The sequence below is a fragment of the Paenibacillus alba genome (assembly GCF_013204855.1).
Lineage (GTDB): Bacteria > Bacillota > Bacilli > Paenibacillales > NBRC-103111 > Paenibacillus_E > Paenibacillus_E alba.
Genome location: NZ_JABMKZ010000018.1, coordinates 1 through 15,796 on the forward strand (window position 1 = coordinate 1; position 15,796 = coordinate 15,796).

10 protein-coding genes and 1 riboswitch are annotated in these 15,796 nt (G+C 44.8%); of the genes, 1 reads left to right on the forward strand and 9 read right to left on the reverse strand.

Translation table 11 applies throughout. From position 1 onward, the window contains the following. Window positions 1–420 precede the first annotated feature (420 nt). From HQN90_RS21190 to HQN90_RS21230, 9 genes are all read right to left on the reverse strand, one after another. The gene (locus HQN90_RS21190; protein ID WP_173222370.1) at window positions 421–903 is read right to left on the reverse strand and encodes a dihydrofolate reductase; all 483 of its coding nucleotides are present in this window, start codon (window positions 901–903) and stop codon (window positions 421–423) included. Between the two features lie 25 nt (window positions 904–928). Then, a complete protein-coding gene (gene thyA / locus HQN90_RS21195) occupies window positions 929–1,723 on the reverse strand; it encodes a thymidylate synthase (protein ID WP_173222372.1) in 795 nt (264 codons plus the stop codon). Between the two features lie 130 nt (window positions 1,724–1,853). Beyond that, window positions 1,854–4,736 (reverse strand): family 16 glycosylhydrolase, encoded by a 2,883-nt coding sequence (locus HQN90_RS21200; protein ID WP_173222374.1) that lies wholly within the window; start codon window positions 4,734–4,736, stop codon window positions 1,854–1,856. A gap of 628 nt (window positions 4,737–5,364) precedes the next feature. Beyond that, the gene (locus HQN90_RS21205) at window positions 5,365–7,437 is read right to left on the reverse strand and encodes a family 20 glycosylhydrolase (RefSeq protein WP_173222376.1); all 2,073 of its coding nucleotides are present in this window, start codon (window positions 7,435–7,437) and stop codon (window positions 5,365–5,367) included. Between the two features lie 21 nt (window positions 7,438–7,458). Further along, window positions 7,459–9,105 carry an extracellular solute-binding protein gene (locus HQN90_RS21210; protein ID WP_173222378.1) on the reverse strand — a complete coding sequence of 549 codons (1,647 nt, stop codon included), beginning with the start codon at window positions 9,103–9,105 and terminating at the stop codon, window positions 7,459–7,461. 39 nt (window positions 9,106–9,144) lie between these two features. Beyond that, entirely contained in the window at window positions 9,145–10,032 is an 888-nt protein-coding gene (locus HQN90_RS39680; protein ID WP_216855402.1) for a carbohydrate ABC transporter permease, read from the reverse strand. 13 nt (window positions 10,033–10,045) lie between these two features. Continuing rightward, a complete protein-coding gene (locus HQN90_RS21220) occupies window positions 10,046–10,996 on the reverse strand; it encodes an ABC transporter permease (protein ID WP_173222380.1) in 951 nt (316 codons plus the stop codon). A 192-nt stretch (window positions 10,997–11,188) separates the two neighbouring features. After that, on the reverse strand, window positions 11,189–12,598 hold the full coding sequence (locus HQN90_RS21225) for a response regulator transcription factor (RefSeq protein ID WP_173222382.1): 1,410 nt from the start codon (window positions 12,596–12,598) through the stop codon (window positions 11,189–11,191). Next, on the reverse strand, window positions 12,591–14,360 hold the full coding sequence (locus HQN90_RS21230) for a sensor histidine kinase (protein ID WP_173222384.1): 1,770 nt from the start codon (window positions 14,358–14,360) through the stop codon (window positions 12,591–12,593). The genes HQN90_RS21225 and HQN90_RS21230 overlap by 8 nt, the downstream gene beginning before the upstream one ends. Before the next feature lie 134 nt (window positions 14,361–14,494). After that, window positions 14,495–14,538, forward strand: a riboswitch (PreQ1 riboswitch). 11 nt (window positions 14,539–14,549) lie between these two features. On the opposite strand from HQN90_RS21230, the gene queF reads away from it, so the two are divergent. Next, window positions 14,550–15,050 (forward strand): preQ(1) synthase, encoded by a 501-nt coding sequence (gene queF, locus HQN90_RS21235; RefSeq protein WP_173222386.1) that lies wholly within the window; start codon window positions 14,550–14,552, stop codon window positions 15,048–15,050. Window positions 15,051–15,796 lie beyond the last annotated feature (746 nt).

The following is a 15,796-nucleotide window of genomic DNA, read 5'->3' on the forward strand; positions in this document are numbered from 1 at the left end:
AGTTTTTTTGTGCATCGTCCAGATAAATACATCAATTAATCCCATATTTAGGTAGTAATTATAAATTATTTAGACGATACTTTTTTCGGATTTCCATGTTAGGTTTGATGCAAAGCTATTGGGCTTAAGGCTGTGAAACAGCCTTATCTACCCCGCGCGGCCTGATTTCCGCCGGCTTTGCTGTCCGTAAGGCTGTTTTTCGGCCTTACGGTGAGGATTCGGCCAAATGCGGCGGGCTTAAGGCTGTGAAACAGCCTTATCTCCCCCGCGCGGCCTGATTTCCGCCAGCTTCGCTACGCGGCCACACTCGCTGCGCCATTGCTGCAAGGCGCGCAAGCTGCGCGTCTAAGTCACCTCCTCATCCAACAAAAAAACGGAGCCCTCGGGGAAACCAACTTATTTCCCCTCGAGCTCCGTTTTTTATTTTTTCTCATATATTCTGAAATAGTATTCGTACGGATTCTTCTCATTGCGTTCGCCTTGCTCGCTGGATTGAAGGCTCCACTGACTCAGATCCAACTCCGAAATGTAGGTGTCCGCTTCAAACTCATGCTCGATGAATGTGATGTACATGCGGTCCACAGCCTCCGAGAATATGCGGAAGATTTCGGCGCCGCCAATGACGAACAGTTCCTGATCTTGGAAGGCTTCCACCGCTTCCTGTACCGAATGAACCACCTCACAGCCCTCAGCCTGAAATGCTGGATTCTGTGTGAGAATGATGTTCCGCCTTCCGGGTAGCGGCTTGCCGATGGAATCGTACGTTTTGCGTCCCATTAGAATCGGGTGTCCTAAGGTGACTGCCTTGAAAAATTTTAAATCTGCCGGCAAATGCCAAGGCAATGTATTATTCAAACCGATCGCCCGATTGCGATCCATGGCAAAGATAAATGATATGCTCATTTAGTCAGCCTCCTTTCTCGTTGAATTAAATGGCGATTGGCGCTTTTATGCCTGGATGCGATTGATAATCAACAATTTCGAAATCTTCAAATTTATAATCAAAGATTGAATCAGGCTTGCGTTTGATGACAAGGTTGGGCAGCGGGAGCGGTTCTCTCGTCAGCTGCGTTTTGACTTGCTCAAAATGATTGGAATAGATGTGCACATCGCCACCTGTCCATACCAAATCTCCAACCTCCAGCTCACATTGTTGAGCAACCATATGAGTTAGCAGCGCATAGGAAGCCAAATTGAACGGCAAGCCTAGGAACGTATCCACGGATCTCATTTGAAACATACAGGATAACCGGCCATTTGCCACATAAAATTGAAAAGCATAATGACATGGCGGCAAGGCCATGCTTTCAACTTCTGCCACATTCCATGCGCTGACCAAATGTCTGCGTGAATCGGGATTTTTTTTGAGTTGTGCAATCAAATTAGAGATCTGATCAATAGCTTGTCCGTTGGGAGCAGCCCAGGTTCTCCATTGTGCGCCATAAACACGGCCCAAATCACCTTGCTCGTCAGCCCATTCGTCCCAGATGGTAACACCGTTCTCCTGCAAATATTGCACATTGGTATTCCCGGTTAAAAACCACAGCAGCTCGTGAAAAATAGACCTCACATGCAGCTTTTTAGTCGTTAATAGAGGGAAGCCTTGGGATAAATCTATTCGCATCTGACGTCCAAATACGGAAATAGTTCCCGTGCCTGTTCGATCTTCTTTTTGTACCCCATGTGTCATAATATCATTCAGTAATTCCAAATACGCCTTCATATGCCACCTCAAGTATCTTCATCATTATAAAATTCATTATAACAGAGGAGTGCATTATTCGGAATTACGAGACGCAAAAATAGACCATTGGGCACCCCTAATGGCCTAGTTGTTCGTTCCTTACATGCATTTAATTTGGCGTTAAGCTTAGATTATCGACATGGATGATACCTGTTTGCTGCTTATACGTACTAAGCACAACGCGCAGCTGATTACTCGAAGGCGTCAGAAGAAGATTCAGCGTTTTGGAGGCATTCGTATAATCCTGAGCAATGATTTGTGACCCACTATACACATAAATGTAGCCATACGTCGGGTCGCCTGTGCTCCAGATATTTCCGGTTAGCTTGTAGGCTTGGCCCGGCGTGACATTTACGAGCTGCTCCACTTCGGCGATATCCACGGTGGTAGGATGTAAATTTAGCGTTCCGCCAATAACATCCACAACACCCGTCTGAATCGTTTTCCATCCTTGCTTAGAATCAGTTACAAGTCCAGAACTAAAATTGCCATTAAGTAGCAAGTTCACTGTTGCTCCGTCAGAGGTCGTGACGCTTATCGTGCTGCTGGCTGGAGAGGTGTTCCCTGCCGCATCTTTGGCTTTCACATAGTAGTTATACGTCGTGTTCGCAGTCAAGCCAGAAACCGCATAGGTTGTTCCCGTCACTGTGGCATATAAGGCATTGTTTTGATACACCTCATACGCTGTTACGCCTACATTATCCGTCGAAGCCGTCCATGACAAGTTGGCGCTCGAATTCGTCGTTGAACTGGCTGTCAGGTTCGTTGGAGCTGTCGGCGCTTGCGAATCTAGCGCTGGTCCTTGAGATGACGTGCATGGAAAAACGCAATATCCGGGATACTCTTCGTTCGCCGCCCACCCTGTCATCGGATAAGACTCTTGCTGGGTCATGGCACCAGAAGTGCTGTACGGTTTGAAATTCACATAGTCAATGAGCAACTGGGATTTGTCAAAATTCGCTTTTCCCCCCCAATTTTTGGGGAACCAATATCCGAGCCACAAGCGCCCTGGCTTAGTGGGAATGAAATTCTGGGCAGCTGCCGTATATTTTGTAACGCCATCAACCATGAACTGCACATAGGGGGCAACTTGATGAGCAGGGTCAGCAATCTGCCAAATAATTTTGTACGTATGCCATTGATCATCCGATACATTAAAACCTAAATCTGTATAATTCGTATGATATTCCGTCTCATTTTCACCTTGCCACGTATTGAACAATGCTTTGTTAAACGTCATTCCTGTATGTGTTGGCCCAGGACGTCCTGGAAATTCCATATCAATTTCGTTATTGCTTACCCAATAGTCCGCATTTGGATCTGCATTAAATTGCTGGGCTTCGGGATTCGAAGGATCCATTTCCTGGTAATGGAAGGTCCACAGAGCAGGTACGGCGCCATGCGGCAAGCCTTCATTGTTTGGCCCTGTAATCACCTTCGGAATTTTCATGCGAATCTCATATTCGCCAGAGCCGTAGTAATGAGAGGTAGCAATTGCTGCACCCACACGTTTGCCATCATTTCGCGGAACACCATTGCTGTTTATGCCTAAAGGCAGTCCATTGTAATAGTCACCATGAGCCTCGAGCACCAAGTGCCCTTGACCGTCGAGCTTAACGTTGTCTGGATGTACACCGCCGTTCCAGCTTTGCCCGTTCATACTCGAATTGCCGAGCATACCTCCCCAGTTCTTTTTGGCAACTTTCCATTTGCTGCTGTCCAGCCAAGATCCATCGAAGTTATCACGGAACTCACCTGTTGTGGTGCCCCATCTCGTATCTATGGCATTCGCTGTCATCGGGCGGAAATCAGAATCCTCCCAGCCGTCGTCAGGAAAAGTTTCCGGCGCCCACGTATCGTTAGGTTCATGGTAGGGCTCGAATTCAAAATAATCGACAGCCATTTGCTTCACATCGAAGTTGGCCGAAGCGCCAGCCCACGCATCAGGGAACCAAACACCCAACCATAGACGTCCTGCATTCGTTGGAAGCGTTGTAGTATTGGTTGCGATATATTGATCATCAATATAGTAGTCAACCCTAGGCGTTTCTCCGTTGCCTCCCGTATGCCAACGATATTCAAATTTGTGGTAGTTGCCATCCGCAACATGAATCCCTTTGGCGCCCAGATTGGCATAATTCGTTGTATATTCATTGTCTGCTTCGCCTGTAAATGTGTTCAAAAGCGCTCTGTCGTAAGTTTGCTCCGTATGAGCCCCTCCTGGCCTGCCCGGAAGTTCAATATCAATTTCATGATTATAAGCGTAGTATTCCGGATAGGTACCACCAGCTTCTGGCAGCAGTCGACCTTCATTAAAGGCTCGAATGTATTCTGGATCCCCACTCGCGACATTGACGCCATTTTTATTGGCAACTGATCCATAATATTCCTGATAGTGAAAGCTCCACATGGTAGAAGCTACGCCGAGATCAGGCACAATCTTCGCGGACATCGTATATCTGCCTGAGCCCAAATAAGCTTTACTAGCTATGGCAGCCCCCACCCTTTTATTGCTGCGCTCCACCGTATCGACATTGTAAGGAAGATGATAAAGGGTGATATCTTCCTTGTTTTTGTTTGGTTTGTATAAGCCCTTGACCGGACCATTGTACAAATCACCGTGCGCTTCAAGAATTAGGTTGCCGTTTTGAACTTTAACATTCTCAGGCACGACGCCGTTGTTATTCATCCCGCCCCATTGCTTAGCAGCGATGAGCCATTTCTTAGGATCCAACGTATTTCCATTAAAATCTTCCCTGAAGATACCCGTGCTTTCGTGCCCGTAATAGTCGTAAGCATGCGCACGTTCCGGCGGAAGCAGGCTGCTGAATAACGAAGATAGCATTACCAGCAAGCTTGCTTGCGCAAGAAAAGCTAATTTCTTTGTAGTCGTTTTCTTTGCAGTCACTCTATTTGTAGTCACTCTATTTGTAGCCACTTTATTTGTAATCGCCTTCTTTGTAGTCACCTTGTTTGAGACCTGCTGCATCATCGATTACCATCCCTTTCATCTTGTCAATTTAACTCGTACACACTTCATTTAACTCAGATTCCACCTTTCCTATTCAACACCATGCCTCTTTACGAGATAACCACCACCCTTCCCAATGTGCTTAAGCTGTTGTTAAACAAATTTCCTGATAAGAACAACGGCATCGTCGCCCTGATAGATCAGTCTCTTCTTAGCGGCAAAACCTAGTAAGGGAACTAGGGGACGCTAATTAGGCAAAAAGTAGAGATGCGCGGGCAATAGCGGAACTACAGGGTCCTATTTCTACAAAAAGCGTTGAAATTCCCATGAAACAGCAAAATAGCGTATTGTAGTTCCCTCAACCTCTCAATAATGACACTTTTGGCTAGAATAGCGCACCGCAGTTCCCTTGCGTCCACGCGAGGCAGCTGGAGCAACTCCGCGTTCACTCCAATACATATAAGCTCTTATATTTTGAGGCCATTCAAAGATGAGCGACCGCGTTTAGAGGTAGGTTTCATCGCCAAATAGAAAGACGTTTTCGGGAACCGAAAACTTATACTTTCTATTGTGGTAAGAAAAAGGATCATGTGCATGATGCTAGACATGATCCTAATTTAGTTTTGGAAGCAGGTGTACAGCCTACGGTCTAACGCATTTCAAGCGTTTCTGCTTCCATTTGCAATTGCGCACTTCTGTGCTTTTTGACGACTTGTGCTCGCACTTTGAATGGATGCAGTTTGGACATAACCATTTCTTCAGCCTCTGAGCTTAGCATCCAATCTGAACAAATCTCCAGCGCATGCTGCTCCCATTTCCCTACATCGGCCAATAAACCATCCAATGTATTCATACCGCGCTGTATAATCACATCCGAGACCAAAGGTTGGTTGGTCAAGTCATACATCACCCATTCCACTTCCCTAAGGGCAATGTGGAGCAGGATCACAAGCTCTGAGAACTTCGCTGCCGATTTAAGAAAAGCAACATAGCGCTGCATCTGGGGATTCTTCATCTCACACTGATGTAGCAGCTGCTGCGCAGCAAAGTAATAGTGAGATTTATGCGAATTCACACCTTGCTCCATTCGGTGTATCGCTTTCAGCAAGTTGGGATTTCCCTCGGCATATAGGTATGTCCACAGCGCTTCAAAGTCATTCCGGCTCGTTGATGTCTGCCAAGCACAACACGCATGTGCGGCCTGCGGCAGCCAACCGGTTTCCCACGGCTCAATCGAAGGGGACAGCGAATAAAATCGGGTCCATGCCGAAGAAATAACCCCGGCTAAGCCTGAACCCTTGGCATATTTCGCCCAAAATAACACGTTCTCGATTCTTTCATTTTGATTCGCAAACCATTGATTCGAATGATCTGCTCCTCTTGCGCAGGACGCTCCAAAAACTTCAACACCAAGCTCCTGGTACTCCCTAATCCATGGGATATTATTCGTTCCATACAAGGGATACTCTCCGGCGTCCCAGTAGGCACGAATTTTGTCCTGCTCGAGGTCCGGCAAATCTTCCAGCCAATTCAATTTGGGAATCGCCCCAGGGTCCTTCTCCAGCCATTGTTTGGACGAATAGTAGTTCCCTGCCCACCATACCCAATTGCTTCTGCCATTGTCATAATAGCTCCATGAGCAGATTGCGGTTCCTTCCGGCAGCTCCTTCAGTCGATACACGCATTTCTCCGAATGAAACATATCATCCCATAGCATGGGCTTCTTCCCTTTGGACACCACATATTCGGCTGCTTGGCTCACATAGTCCAGGAACAAATCCACCTTGGAGAAACTTTCTATTCCTCTTGACGAAGCTGTTTCTCGCAGCCAACCTTGACACCTCTCGCACCTGCCAAGAGCCATCGCTTCATCAGCACCAATGTGAATATAACGGCTTGCCGGATGCCATGCCACAATCTCATCGATCATCTTCTTCACAAGTTCAAGTGACCCTGGATGACAAGGGCAAAGCTGAAACGTCAGTCCAGCTTCACGCAGGTGGGCATATTCTTGATGCTTAAGCATGTAATCAACATGGCCCAAGCTTTGAATAAAAGGGATTACCTCCATCCCATAAAGCTCCGCACAATCAAGCATGTCTCTGATTTCCGCTGATGTGTAGCCATTTTTTTTGTGAACATGAGGAAGGTTTGCATATGGGAACTGGTCTTCATATTCGATTAGAAGGGTGTTGATTTTCAATCGCGCCAGCCTCTGGATGGTTTCTTTTACATAAAACATGAGGGGGACGCTGCCCTTGAAATCAAAATGATGCCCGCGAACTGCAACATCAGGCCAATCCCTGCATGTCACATAAGGTAAAGTAAGCTGGCCTTCCTTCTCTTCGCTCATGGCTTTCAGCCATTGTTCCATTGCAAACCAGCCATAAAGAAATCCGCGATACGCATTTGCTTGAATCAGCATGCCCTGCTCATTGACAGAGCAAGCATACCCTTCGGCCTCTTGGGGAACATCAAGGAGTTGGTGCTGCTGCTTATCCACACCTGAACAAGACAATAGAATTCGTTCACATTCATCCTCTACAAGCTGAATATCCCAATGGTAGCTTTCCGCAAGAGCTTCCTTCATCAATTTCGCTGCCTGCATAGCATTTGCACCCGCATAGATGGCAAGCCCTTGCTTAGGAATAATCCATGCTCCCGGATTCTGCTGCACTTGCTTCACTTCTGGGAAAAACGGCCGTTTGTCTGCTTTACTCATGGTCAATCGCTCCTCAGAACCTTACTTTATGCCCAATTGTTGGGCCTTGGCATTTACTTCTTCGATCACTTTATCTAATCCCTTGCCTTTATAAGCGTCCACTTCTTTGTTGAACATTTGCTCTACATCTTCTTTACCCGCCATTATTTTGATCAGCAAATCCGAGTTGATGACGCTAAATTTATCTTTGGCCGGCGTGGATACAAGGGTTAGCTCCGGTGAAAAATCAGGAATTTTGGTGTTTGCTTTCACAAATTTCATGTATGCGATGGCATCCTTTTGAAGATCCTTATTGACCCAGCTTTGATCATTGGCATCGTCCATTGCATAAGGTGTTTCCCAGGTAGCTAGCGTATTAAAAACTAATGTACTTGGATATTTCTCGCCAATGACCGTTTTCGGTTCAGTCGGGATGATTTTTTCCCCATCCAATTTGTAATCCACATTTTCAAACCCATAATTCACAAGACGTTTACCTTCTGGACTCAGCAGATAGTCATATAAATCCAAAATTCGCGTCAGTTTCTTATCGTCCATTTTCGCGTTAAAGTAGCTTTCCGACCAATACGTTTTAAATACCGGATGATAGCGCTTGCCATCCAAGCTTACCAACGGTTTCAACGACTTCACGACATCCGTAAACTTTTTATCCGGATACACCTTGTTGAATCTGTCTTTCTCAATTTTCTTATAGCCGTTCACATAGCCACCGCTGACAACAATAGAAGCTGCCTTGCCGGATGCGAACTTCTCATAATGCTGCTCTCCTTTTAACAACGGCAAATCCTTATCTATAATTCCGGATGCGAACCAATCTCGTGCTAATTTCAAAGTCGGGATGGACGTTTTACTAAAAATAGCAGGGATGTATTTCCCGTCCTCCTTGATCCATTTGGAATCCGCTCCGCTGCCATCTGATGAAGCTAACGGATTGCTGTAGGTCCATAGAACATCCGGCGCTGTTTTGGCAAGCCCAGTTAAACCTACAGGCTTTTTCCCTTCGGGATTCGAAGCAACGATCTTCACCATCATATCTTTGTACTCGTCAAAGGTTTCCGGCTCTTTGGTTACTCCAGCAGCCTGAGCCCAATCCCAGCGATAGAAGATGACCCGGTCATTGGCATTATAATCCAGAGAAGAATACGTACGGCGTGGAATCCCATAATATTGGCCGTTGATTTGCGTAGCTCGAATATCCTTAACGTCCAAGTAGGTGGACAAATTCGGATACTTCGTTAAATCCTTTGGAATCGGCTTAACAATGCCTTGATTGACCCAGTTATAGAAAGTTGGCGTTCCAATGGCATCTATGGAGAAGATATCCGGCAGTGAATCGGAAGCTGCCCACAGATTAATTTTCTGGGCGTAGTCATCCCAAGTAATCCCCACCGGCTTGAAAGTTACATTAAATTTCTTGGACAAGTATTGATAGATGGCATCGTCCTTCGCTTTGGCCAAGCCGGATTCAACATCCCAAAGAGCAAGTGAGAGCTCGATGGCGTCTTTATATTTGCTTTCATCAGGCTTTGCCGTACTTGTAGCAGATTCAGCAGACGGGGCTATCGTTACAGCTTCTTTCTCGGTATTCGTTTTCCCGCATCCAGCGAGCGAAGTTGTGACCAGCAAAGCCGCCATTAAAAAAGCAGCATTCTTTTTCAACATTTTCATCGTTTAAGCCTCCCTGTTTTGTTTATGCGAATTGTCGTCCTATTCTTTTAAGGACCCCACCATAATGCCGCTGGCAAAATGTTTCTGAAGAAACGGGTAGACGAACAGGATAGGCAAGCTTGTCACCACGACAGATGCCATCTGTACGCCCTGTACGTAAATGCTTTTGCTGTCCCTGATGGCTGCGCCGATAGAGCCGATATCCGTATTGAAATTAATCAACAGCTCTCTAAGCAGAATCTGCAAGGGCACTTTAGAAGGCGAATGGATGAATAATAAGGAGTTGTACCACTCATTCCATCGTTCTACCGCATAAAATAAGGCAAAAGTAGCCATGAAAGGCGCCGAGATGGGAATAATGATTTTGATTAAAATATAAATATCATTGGCGCCATCTATTTTGGCTGATTCCTCTAAGCTTTCAGGCAGCGAGTTGAAATAGTTTTTCATAATAATGAGATAGAACGTGTTGATGCCAACCGGCAAAATCATCGAGAATAGACTGTCAATTAAGCCTAAATTCTTAACTAGCAAATACCACGGGATCAAGCCTCCGTTGAAAAACATCGTGAAGATAATCATAGATAAAAATAAATTGCGGCCAGGCAGTTGTTTTTTGGATAGCGCATAGGCGCCAGTTACGGATAGGAACATATTGAGTGAGACGCCAACCACCGTAATAAATAAAGTTACGCCTAAGGAGCTGAAAAATTGTTCCTGACTCAAAATCGTTTTATAATTGCTTAAAACAAAAGATGTTGGAAATAGATAGACCTTCTTGCTTGTAATGGCATCAAAAGATGCAAACGAGGAAATAAGTACCGTATAAAAAGGAAATAGCGAGAGAATTCCAAAAAAACCTAACAAAATATTCGGTATAACGCTCAACCATGATCGCTGTCTCATCGAAGTTGGTGATGACCTCACTGTTTTTCCTCCTTTAAAAAAGACCCTGCTCCCCAAATTTTTTGACCACTATATTCGCAAACAGCAGTAAAAACATGCTTGCAACGGACTTGATAAGACCAGCTGCCGCCAATAACCCAAAATTGCTTCCAACGGACATCGTTGTTCGCAAAATGTAGGTGTCTACGGTGTCGCCCACTTCATAAACAGGCGAGCTGTACAAGTTGTAGATTTGATCAAAGCTAACATTCATCATGAGACCTACGGTTAAAATAAATAGAATAGCTACCGTAGATTTAATACCAGGCCACGAGACATGGCCTATTTTCTGGAGCCCGCTTGCGCCATCCATGTCGGCAGCTTCATAGAGCTCTGGATTGATCCCTGCAAGCGCTGCCAAATAAATGATGGAGTCCCACCCGATTTCTTTCCAAATATGCGTGATATAGATTAACGGACGAAAGAACGACGGGCTCGTCAGCAGCGATGAAGATTCGAATCCGAAAAGACCGATAATCTGGTTGTAAACCCCTTGAGACCCCAAAATATTGGTAATAATTCCTCCCAAGACGACCCACGAAATAAAATGCGGAAAAGTAAATATCGTCTGGTACAGCTTTTTCATTTTTTGCCCAGCAATCTGATTGATGAGAAAAGCGAGCAGGATCGGGATGGGAAAATGGAAAATCAATTTGCCGAAGCTTATAATAATCGTATTCTTTAAAGCGTTGAGATACTGACTGTCATTCAAAATATCCTTAAAGTTCTGAATACCGCTCCAGGGACTTCCTGCAATGCCTTTGCTAAAATCGTAGGTCTTGAACGCTAGCGTCACACCATACATCGGAACATAGCAAAATATTACATACCATGTAATTACTGGTATTAACATGATATAAAAATACTTATGGTAAAGTATTCTCTCCCATAAGCTGGATCGTTTACGAACCAGCCTGTTTACGACTAAGTTCGCTGTTGTTTCCATATGAACCCTCCTTAAGATGCAACCGTTTTCTTAACATAACTTTAATCGAATTCCCGGACATGAAGTATAGACGATTTCCAACTTTCCTATAGACAGTTTCAGGTTCCAGAAAACCCCTATTTCATTATCGTAGAATCCTACATAGCAAATCATGAAATCGTTCATAGCTAATTTGGATTTGTTACGAAGCAGTTATTTATTTTTCTTTCTGAATTCAGACGGGGTCAATCCTGTCACTTTTTTAAATATGCGCGTGAAATAAAAATAATCATTAAAGCCTGACTTCTCGCTCACCTGCTGAATCGTTAAATCGGAACTCTGCAATAACGTTCCCGCGTAATCAATTCTCAGTTTGCTTATGTACTCCGTGAAATTAATGCCCATTTCTTTTTTGAATAGATGACTTACATAATTCGGCGTTACATAAAACAATTTAGAAATCGCGTTCAAATTGATGTCTTTATAAAAGTTTTCATTCGCATATTTAGCGATCTCTCGGATCGTTTGATGTTCAATTTCCACATGGGCAGCTTGCGTAAATGAGAGAATAAACTGATTAATTTGACGCCCAAGATCGGCCAACATCTCATTCACATTCATAAAAATGGCCGACAACTGCTCAAAGTTATCAATGTCCACGTCCATTTGCATAGAAAGTCGGTCATTCGCATAATACATGATCTGACAATAAACAAAATAAGCATCTTTAATCGTATATTGCCCTGTCGCGAAGCAATGTGTTAGTTCCTCAAAAGCATGATCGATCAATTTCAGATCTTTCTTGACCATGGCATCTGCCATGGCGCTCAAGTAGCTTCGAAGGTCCTTAGAAGCAGAAACAAGCTGATAACAACCATTGGAGCCGGTTACAAATGGGTGAAAAGAGGAGATATTGGCAGCTTGGACAGCTTCTTTGAGATCCTGCAGCTTAATGTTGGTCGAATAGCCTACTCCGCTATGCGGAAAGGATTTCACAGTCTCCATAAAAGCCATAAAATCGGATTGATTGATTACATAGACGATTTTGCGGGGCCCTGTTTGGAAGCTGCAATACGGAACAGCTCTTTCAATTGGAACAAGCTTGTTGTCCAAAACTTGAATCACAGCCATATCATTTCTATCTGCATGTATGCCCTCACTGTGCAAGATGTCCTTCACTTTGTCATAGTCGGGCTCGCTTTGTCCAAACAGTAGATCGATGAATTCCGTATCATCCTTTTTGCTTCTAGCTTCGATATTTAATCTCGCTTTTACTAAACACTCTCCGATTTCATGCTCTTCAAACGGTTTTAAACAGTAGCCGATAGCTCCATAACGAAGCGCTTTCTGAGCATACACGAATTCCGCATGTCCGCTGGCCACAACGAACTGTACCGACGAATCCTTGCTTATTACTTTTTTGATTAATTCCAGACCATTCATGCCTGGCATTTTAATATCGGTAATGACCAAATGCGGCTTATTCGTTTCTATGAATTCAAGCGCCTCATCCGCGCTATTCGCTTCTCCAATGATTTGAAAGCCGAATTGCTCCCAGTTTATGCTATGCTTCAAGCTCTGTACAACCCACTCTTCATCGTCCACTAATAACACTTTAAACATAAGCTTCCCCCTTAAAAGGTAGATGAAAAATAACCTCTGTACCTTGATTTACCTCACTATGGAGACTTAGGCCATATGGTTCGCCGTATATGAATTTAATCCGATTTGCCACATTATTCATGCCTAAATGATGATCAGGCTTGCCGTCCCCCTCCGGCTTCTTGTTCATTGCAGCTATCCTTTCTTCACTCATTCCAACTCCGTTATCTTTCACAACCACGACCAATCGCTTCTGCGCATCGATGTCCGCCTTAATGAACAGCTTGCCTTTGGTGGCTAAGGGCTCTAGACCATGTATGATCGCATTCTCGACGATGGGCTGGAGGATCATCTTTGGAACTTTGCACGTCATCACCTGAGAATTTATGTAGATTTCAATGTCAAATCGCTCCTTAAAGCGGGCTTTTTGAATTCGTAAATAAGCGCTGACCATATTCAGCTCTTCTTGGAGCGTTACTTCCTCTGAGCCTTTGATACTGTAGCGAAAAATACGGCTTAAGTCCTGTACGATGTCTTTGATTTCATGAACGCCTTTAATCGAAGCCATTCCTTTAATCGTTTCAAAAGTGTTATACAGGAAATGCGGATTGATCTGACTTTGCAAAAAGGCTAGTTCCGCTTGCTTTTTATCAAGCTCAGCTTTATACAGCTGCACATCCGCATCGATCAAATCTTGCGTTAGCGATTCGATTTCATCGAACATTCGGTTTAACTTGGAGGAAAGAATCGTCATTTCGAAATAGCCGTTAAGCTGGATCTCTTGTTTAAGTGAAACCGTTTGTTGGGTTCGAATACCTAGTATGAAATTCGTCATTTGGCGAATCGGTGTAATCAGGTTGTTCATAATAAGCGTAAAGGGCACTAAGAGGATGAATACAGCGGTGAGCAGCAGATAGAACACTTTTAATCGCAAATCTCTGATTTCGGTATACAACACGTTCTCAGGAATGGCACTAATAATGGTGCCGCCGATTTCCGGAAGCTTTTCCGCTTGAACGATTTGTCTATCGCCATGTAAGGTGAGCGTGGAAGGCCCGTTTAATGCTTCAGCTGCTTGAAGAAAGCTCGAACTCCCGCCCACGGAAGCCGGATCGTTGGATGAGAAAATCTGATGATCACGGTCTAACATATAAAACTTCATCTCGTCTTTGCCTAATTTCGGCAATGAAAGCGAAGTCATTTTTTGCGCGTCGATGACTAAATAGCAATAGCCTATTTGCTTGCCGATCGAAACCGGGTCATAAATGCCATAAACGGACACTCCGGCAATAAAAAACTTATTTCCCGGTATATTGGACCCATAATTAATTTCTTTCAAACCTGTAATAAAGGGAGTGCTGCCAAATAAACCTTGATACCTGCTAACATATTCATTCCCTCCATAGGTGCTGAAGAAGGAGCCTGAATTTCCTACAACGATGACGTCGACAATTCCGTCTTTCATTAATCGGGCATTGTTTAAAAGCGTGCTTATTTTTTTGCTGTTTTCATATCTTTTATCGTATTCATTCTCCAGCATGTAGTCCTGCATATCTGGATTATAGGCAATATTCATCAGTATTTTATGCATGCCATTGCTATTGGAAGCAACGTCCTGCTGGAATTGCGAGAGGATGTTTACGGTGTATTCGTTATTTTTTTTCTTAATAATGTCTTTGTTTTGGGCATAAAACACACTGAAAATAAAGATGAGCAGAATCAGCGTTGAAGCTGCGAGAAAAGCAAGTTGATTTCTTATTGTGAATTTACTGAACCACTGCATCCCCACTCCCCCTTTCTCCATAAAAACAGGCACTCCACAAAATGTCAGGGGCAAATTGGATGCATTTTCTCCCTGTATATGATACATTTTTTATGAAAAAGGAAGTCATCTCTAGGAGCAGACCTTACCTGCTCGTAGAAGAGGTTCGCAAACTCCCTCTCTAAAAAACTATGAAATGAGGATTTACCCATGTCAGTTGGAAGAAGCAATGAAGATTTGAAAGAGATTACCCTTTTGGGCAATCAAGGAACTCAGTATGTATTCAGCTATAACCCTGCGGTGTTGGAAGCTTTTGACAACAAGCATCCGAACCGAGATTATTTTGTGAAATTTAATTTCCCCGAGTTTACCAGCTTGTGTCCTGTAACTGGACAGCCTGACTTCGCCACACTCTATATCTCCTATATTCCGAATATCAAAATGGTGGAGAGTAAATCCCTTAAGCTGTACTTGTTCAGCTTCCGGAATCACGGCGATTTCCATGAGGATTGTGTCAATATTATTATGAATGATCTGATTGCTCTCATGGACCCTCGGTATATCGAAGTGTGGGGGAAATTCACACCACGCGGCGGCATTTCTATTGATCCTTACTGCAACTGGGGTCAGCCAGGCACGAAGTTCGAAGCGATGGCTGAGCACCGCTTGATGAACCACGATCTATATCCGGAGAAAATTGATAATCGTTAATTATGAGATTACGAGATAGATGGAGATAGATGGAAGTAGATGGACCTATATGGACCTAGCCGATGGCTAGGTTTTTTATGTTTTTTTGGCAGTTGGCTGTGAGACGGCTAAGAAGGTGGGCTTGCCTGCGACAGCGGAGACTGCCAAAAAAGCAGGCTCACTCACGGAAACCACCATTCCCAGCTCTTCCTCGGGCTGAGACTGCCAAAAAGGCAGGCTCGCTCGCGCAAACCACCATTCCCAGCTCTTCCTCCGTCCGAGACTGCCAAAAAGGCAGGCTCACTCACGCAAACCACCATTCCCAGCTCTTCCTCCGTCCGAGACTGCCAAAAAGGCAGGCTCGCTCGCGAAAACCACCATTCCCAGCTCTTCCTCCGTCCGAGACTGCCAAAAAGGCAGGCTCGCTCGCAAAAACCACCATTCCCAGCTCTTCCTCGGGCCGAGACTGCCAAAAAAGCAGGCTCGCTCGCGCAAACCACCATTCCCAGCTCTTCCTCGGGCCGAGACTGCCAAAAAGGCGGGCTCGCTCACGCAAACCACCATTCCCAGCTCTTCCTCCGTCCGAGACTGCCAAAAAGGCAGGCTCGCTCACGCAAACCACCATTCCCAGCTCTTACTCCGTCCGAGACTGCCAAAAAGGCGGGCTCGCTCACGCAAACCACCATTCCCAGCTCTTCCTCGGGCCGAGACTGCCAAAAAGGCGGGCTCGCTCACGCAAACCACCATTCCCAGCTCTTCCTCGGGCC

Bases quoted from the DNA above. Each gene is read 5' to 3' on its own strand.
- HQN90_RS21190 (WP_173222370.1), bottom strand. From the start codon at position 903: ATGAGCATATCATTTATCTTTGCCATGGATCGCAATCGGGCGATCGGT.
- thyA (WP_173222372.1), bottom strand. From the start codon at position 1,723: ATGAAGGCGTATTTGGAATTACTGAATGATATTATGACACATGGGGTA.
- HQN90_RS21200 (WP_173222374.1), bottom strand. From the start codon at position 4,736: ATGATGCAGCAGGTCTCAAACAAGGTGACTACAAAGAAGGCGATTACA.
- HQN90_RS21205 (WP_173222376.1), bottom strand. From the start codon at position 7,437: ATGAGTAAAGCAGACAAACGGCCGTTTTTCCCAGAAGTGAAGCAAGTG.
- HQN90_RS21210 (WP_173222378.1), bottom strand. From the start codon at position 9,105: ATGAAAATGTTGAAAAAGAATGCTGCTTTTTTAATGGCGGCTTTGCTG.
- HQN90_RS21220 (WP_173222380.1), bottom strand. From the start codon at position 10,996: ATGGAAACAACAGCGAACTTAGTCGTAAACAGGCTGGTTCGTAAACGA.
- HQN90_RS21225 (WP_173222382.1), bottom strand. From the start codon at position 12,598: ATGTTTAAAGTGTTATTAGTGGACGATGAAGAGTGGGTTGTACAGAGC.
- HQN90_RS21230 (WP_173222384.1), bottom strand. From the start codon at position 14,360: ATGCAGTGGTTCAGTAAATTCACAATAAGAAATCAACTTGCTTTTCTC.
- queF (WP_173222386.1), top strand. From the start codon at position 14,550: ATGTCAGTTGGAAGAAGCAATGAAGATTTGAAAGAGATTACCCTTTTG.